The organism is Methylibium sp. T29 (genome assembly GCF_000576205.1).
In the GTDB taxonomy this organism is placed as follows: domain Bacteria; phylum Pseudomonadota; class Gammaproteobacteria; order Burkholderiales; family Burkholderiaceae_C; genus Methylibium; species Methylibium petroleiphilum.
The window spans coordinates 1-4493 of the sequence record NZ_AZND01000253.1 but is presented as its reverse complement, the minus strand read 5'-3'; the positions used below and the strand labels follow the sequence as shown (position 1 = coordinate 4493).

Below are 4493 nucleotides of genomic sequence, written 5' to 3'. Positions count from 1 at the left end.
CGGGGCCGGGCCGCCCGGCGCGTTCGCCCCGGGGCGACGGCACCGATGGTAGCGGTGTCATCTCCACTACACTCGCGAGATGACAGCGCCCGACGCCACCGCGCCCCGCCGCTCGCGCCGCGGCGGCGGCATCACGCTCGGTGACGTGGCGCGCCTCGCCGGGGTCTCGCCGATCACGGCCTCGCGCGCGCTGAACACTCCGGACCAGGTGGCGCCCGACAAGCTGGCGCGCGTGCGCGAAGCGGTGGCGCGCACCGGCTACGTGCCGAACCGACTCGCCGGCGGTTTGGCCTCGGCACGCAGCCGGCTCGTCGCGGCCGTCGTGCCGACGATCGCCGGGCCGGTGTTCATGGAGATGGTGCAGTCGCTGACCAGCGCGCTCGCTGACGCCGGCTACCAGCTGATGCTGGGGCAGAGCGGCTACACCGAGTCGCGCGAGGACGCGCTGCTCGAGGCCATCATCGGCCGCCGTCCCGACGGCATCGTGCTGACCGGCATCCTGCATTCGCCGGAGGGCCGGCGCCGCCTGCTGGCGAGCGGCATCCCGGTGGTCGAGACCTGGGACCTCACGCCGACGCCGATCGACATGCTGGTCGGTTTCTCCCATGCGGAAGCGGCCGCCGCCGTGGCTCGCCACCTGCACGCCAAGGGCCGGCGCCACCCGGCACTGCTGAGCGCCGACGACGAGCGCGCACTGCGTCGCAACCGCGGCTTCGTCGACGAGGCATTGCGCCTGGGCCTGGTGCGCGACGCGGCCGAGATCCCGGTGCTGCGCGTGCCGGCGCCCACCACGCTGGGCAGCGGCCGCAGCGGCCTGGCACGTCTGCTGGCCGAGCGGCCCGAGGTCGATGCGGTGTTCTGCAGCTCCGACATGCTGGCGCTGGGCGTGCTGATCGAGGCCGCGGCGCGCGGCATCGCGGTGCCGCGGCAGCTGGCGGTGGTCGGCTTCGGCGACCTGGGCTTCGCCGCCGATACCCAGCCGGCGCTGAGCACCGTGCGCATCGACGGCACCGGCATCGGCCAGCGCGCGGCGCGCTTCATCGTCGACCGCGCCGACGGCCGCGCGGTGGGCGAGAAGATCGTCGACGTGGGCTTCCGCGTCATCGAGCGCGGCAGCAGCTGATCAGGGTTTTCACCCATCTGCGGTGGCTTGCAATCGCGAACGGTAGCGCTACCATTTGCAAACGATAGCGCTACCAAATGGCGACCTCGCCGCACCAGGAGACTGACCCGATGAACAAGCTGCTGACCTCGCTGTGCCTCGCGCTCGCCGCGCTGGGCCCGCTTTCCACGCAGGCCGCGGCCTGGCCCGACAAGCCGGTGACGATCGTCGTGCCCTTCCCGCCGGGCGGCTCCACCGACACGCTGGCGCGCGCCATCGCGCCCAAGCTGCAGGAGCAGTTGGGCCAGACCTTCATCGTCGACAACAAGGCCGGCGCCACCGGCACCATCGGTGCCGGCCAGGTCAAGCGCGCGGCGCCGGACGGCTACACGCTGCTGCTGTCCTCCCTGGGGCCTTTCGTGATCGCGCCGCACCTGATCAAGGGCATGCCGTATGACGCGCTGAAGGACTTCGACCTGCTGACCGTCGCGGTGCAGGCGCCCAACGTGCTGGTGGTGCCGGCCGCTTCGCCGCTGAAGACGGTGGCCGAGGTGATCGCCGCGGCGAAGAAGGAGCCGGGCAAGATGACGCTCGCGTCCTCGGGCAACGGCTCGTCGGACCACCTGACCGCCGAGCTGTTCTGGCTGCAGACCGGCACCAGCGGCACGCACGTCCCGTACAAGGGCGGCGCGCCGGCGATCCAGGACCTGCTGGGTGGGCAGGTCGACGCGTCGTTCCAGAACGTCAACGCCGTGCTGCAGCACATCAACGCGGGCAAGCTGCGCGCCATCGCGGTCACCGGCGACAAGCGTTCGGCGGTGCTGCCGAACGTGCCGACGCTGGTCGAGAGCGGCGTGAAGGGCGTCGACGTCTACTCGTGGCAGGCGGTCGCCGCGCCCAAGGGACTGCCGGCCGACGTGAAAGGCAAGCTGCACGCCGCGCTGGTGGGGGCGCTGAACGATGCGCAGGTGAAGCACAAGCTGGCCGAGATCGGCATCGAGGTGGTGGCCAACACGCCCGAGCAGTTCGCCGCCTTCCAGCAGGCCGAGTACGCGCGCTGGAAGAACGTGATCGAGACGCGGAAGATCACCGCAGATTGATGACGACCACCCCCGTTGCGGCTGCGCCGCTCCCCCTCGAGGGGCGACGCTGGCGGGCCGGCGGAGCCGGACCCGCGGCGTCTGCTGGATGCCCCTCCTTTGACCTCGCAGGACCACGATGCCTAACGCCACCTTGTCTTCGACGCCGCGTGTCACCGCGATGCGCGTCATCCCGGTCGCGGGGCGCGACTCGATGCTGATGAACCTGAGCGGCGCGCACGGGCCGTTCTTCACCCGCAACCTCGTGATCCTGAGCGACAACGCCGGGCGCAGCGGCGTCGGCGAGGTGCCGGGCGGCGAGAAGATCCGCCAGACGCTGGAGGACGCGCGAGAGTGGGTCGTCGGCCAGCCGGCGGGCGACGTGCAGCGCGTGCTGCGCACGGTGCGCGAGCGCTTCGCCGACCGCGACGCCGGCGGGCGCGGGCTGCAGACCTTCGACCTGCGCACCACCATCCACGTCGTGACGGCCGTCGAGTCGGCGCTGCTCGACCTGCTGGGCCAGCACCTCGAGTTGCCGGTCGCGGCGCTGCTCGGCGAGGGCCAGCAGCGCGAGTCGGTCGAGATGCTGGGCTACCTGTTCTTCGTCGGCGACCGCCGCAAGACCGATCTGCCTATGCGAGCCCGGCCGACGAGGCGGCCGACGCCGACGACTGGCAGCGCCTGCGCCACGAGGCGGCGATGACGCCCGAGGCGGTGGTGAGGCTGGCCGAGGCGGCGCGTGCGCGCTACGGCTTCAACGACTTCAAGCTCAAGGGCGGCGTACTGGCCGGCGACGCCGAGGTCGACGCGGTCACCGCGATCCACGAGCGCTTCCCCGACGCCCGCGTGACGCTCGACCCCAACGGCGGCTGGCTGCTGAAGGACGCGATCCGCCTCGGCCAGCGCATGCGCGGCGTGGTGGCCTACGCCGAGGACCCCTGCGGTGCGGAAGAGGGCTACTCCGGCCGCGAGGTGATGGCCGAGTTCCGCCGCGCCACCGGCCTGCCGACCGCGACCAACATGGTTGCCACCGACTGGCGCCAGCTCACGCACGCGCTGTCGCTGCAGTCGGTCGACATCCCGCTGGCCGATCCGCATTTCTGGACGATGGCCGGCTCGGTGCGCGTGGCGCAGACCTGCCGCGACTGGGGCCTGACCTGGGGCTCGCACTCGAACAACCACTTCGACGTCTCGCTGGCCATGTTCACCCACGTGGCGCCGCGGCGCCGGGCCGCGTGACCGCGATCGACACGCACTGGATCTGGCAGGACGGACAACGCCTGACGCAGGAGCCGCTGCAGATCGTCGGCGGCCACGTGCAGGTGCCGAAGAAGCCGGGTCTGGGCGTGACGCTCGACATGGTCGAGGTCGAGAAGGCGCACCGGCTCTACCTGCAGCACGGCCTGGGCGCGCGCGACGACGCGGTGGCGATGCAGCACCTGATCTCGAACTGGCGCTTCGATCCCAAACGGCCCTGCATGCTGCGCTGAACCGGTGGCCGTCTCGGCGATGATGTCGGCCCGATCGCTTGCTTTTACGTGACGGTTGTCATACAACTACTGCCCATCCACCCCGGCCTCCGAGGCCGCCGTCACCGGGTCCTCCCGACATGGACATGCCTTTCGCGCCTCGCCGCCGCCCCCGCACGCTCGCGCTCGAGCTGGTCGACGCGCTGGGGGACCGCATCCGCGACGGCCGCCTGGCCCCCGGCGACAAGCTGCCCACCGAGGCGGCGATCATGGCGGAGTTCGGCGTCAGCCGCACCGTGGTGCGCGAGGCGATCTCCAAGCTCCAGGCCGGCGGGCTGGTGGCCACCCGGCACGGCGTCGGCACCTTCGTGGTCGGGTTCGGCGATGCGGCGCCGTTCCGCATCGCGCCGGAGCAGTTCGCGACGCTGCGCGACGTGATCGCGGTGCTGGAACTGCGCATCGGCGTCGAGACCGAGGCGGCCGGCCTCGCCGCGCTGCGCCGCAGCGCCGACAACCTGACCACCCTGCGCGGCGCGCTGGACGCCTTCGCCGCGGCGGTGGAGGCGGGCCGTGACGCGGTCGGCGCCGACTTCCAGTTCCACCTGGAGGTGGCGCGCGCCACCCAGAACCACCATTTCGCCGAGCTGATGGGCACGCTGGGCGCGATGATCATCCCGCGCGCTCGCCTCGACGAGCCGCAAGCGCAGAGCGCCGAGCGCCGCGACTACCTGCGCCGCGTGAACGGCGAGCACGAGAGCATCTACGACGCCATTGCCAGCCAGGACGCCGAGGCGGCGCGCGCCGCGATGCGCACCCACCTGGCCAACAGCCGCGAGCGCCGCC

General features: G+C 72.1%; 3 protein-coding genes and 1 pseudogene. All 4 read left to right on the top strand.

What is annotated here, in order from left to right; all coding sequences use genetic code 11:
• Positions 1–79: 79 nt before the first annotated feature.
• Positions 80–1123, top strand: coding sequence for a LacI family DNA-binding transcriptional regulator (locus x551_RS18755; RefSeq protein ID WP_036250152.1), 1044 nt, complete (start codon positions 80–82; stop codon positions 1121–1123).
• A 110-nt stretch (positions 1124–1233) separates the two neighbouring features.
• Complete coding sequence (locus tag x551_RS18750) at positions 1234–2202, top strand: tripartite tricarboxylate transporter substrate binding protein (protein ID WP_036235744.1); 969 nt, start codon at positions 1234–1236, stop codon at positions 2200–2202.
• Between the two features lie 118 nt (positions 2203–2320).
• Positions 2321–3671, top strand: a pseudogene (gene gudD, locus x551_RS18745) (glucarate dehydratase).
• A gap of 119 nt (positions 3672–3790) precedes the next feature.
• The coding region (locus x551_RS18740; protein ID WP_036250148.1) for a FadR/GntR family transcriptional regulator at positions 3791–4493 on the top strand (703 nt) is incomplete at its 3' end.

Bases quoted from the DNA above. Each gene is read 5' to 3' on its own strand.
- x551_RS18755 (WP_036250152.1), top strand. From the start codon at position 80: ATGACAGCGCCCGACGCCACCGCGCCCCGCCGCTCGCGCCGCGGCGGC.
- x551_RS18750 (WP_036235744.1), top strand. From the start codon at position 1,234: ATGAACAAGCTGCTGACCTCGCTGTGCCTCGCGCTCGCCGCGCTGGGC.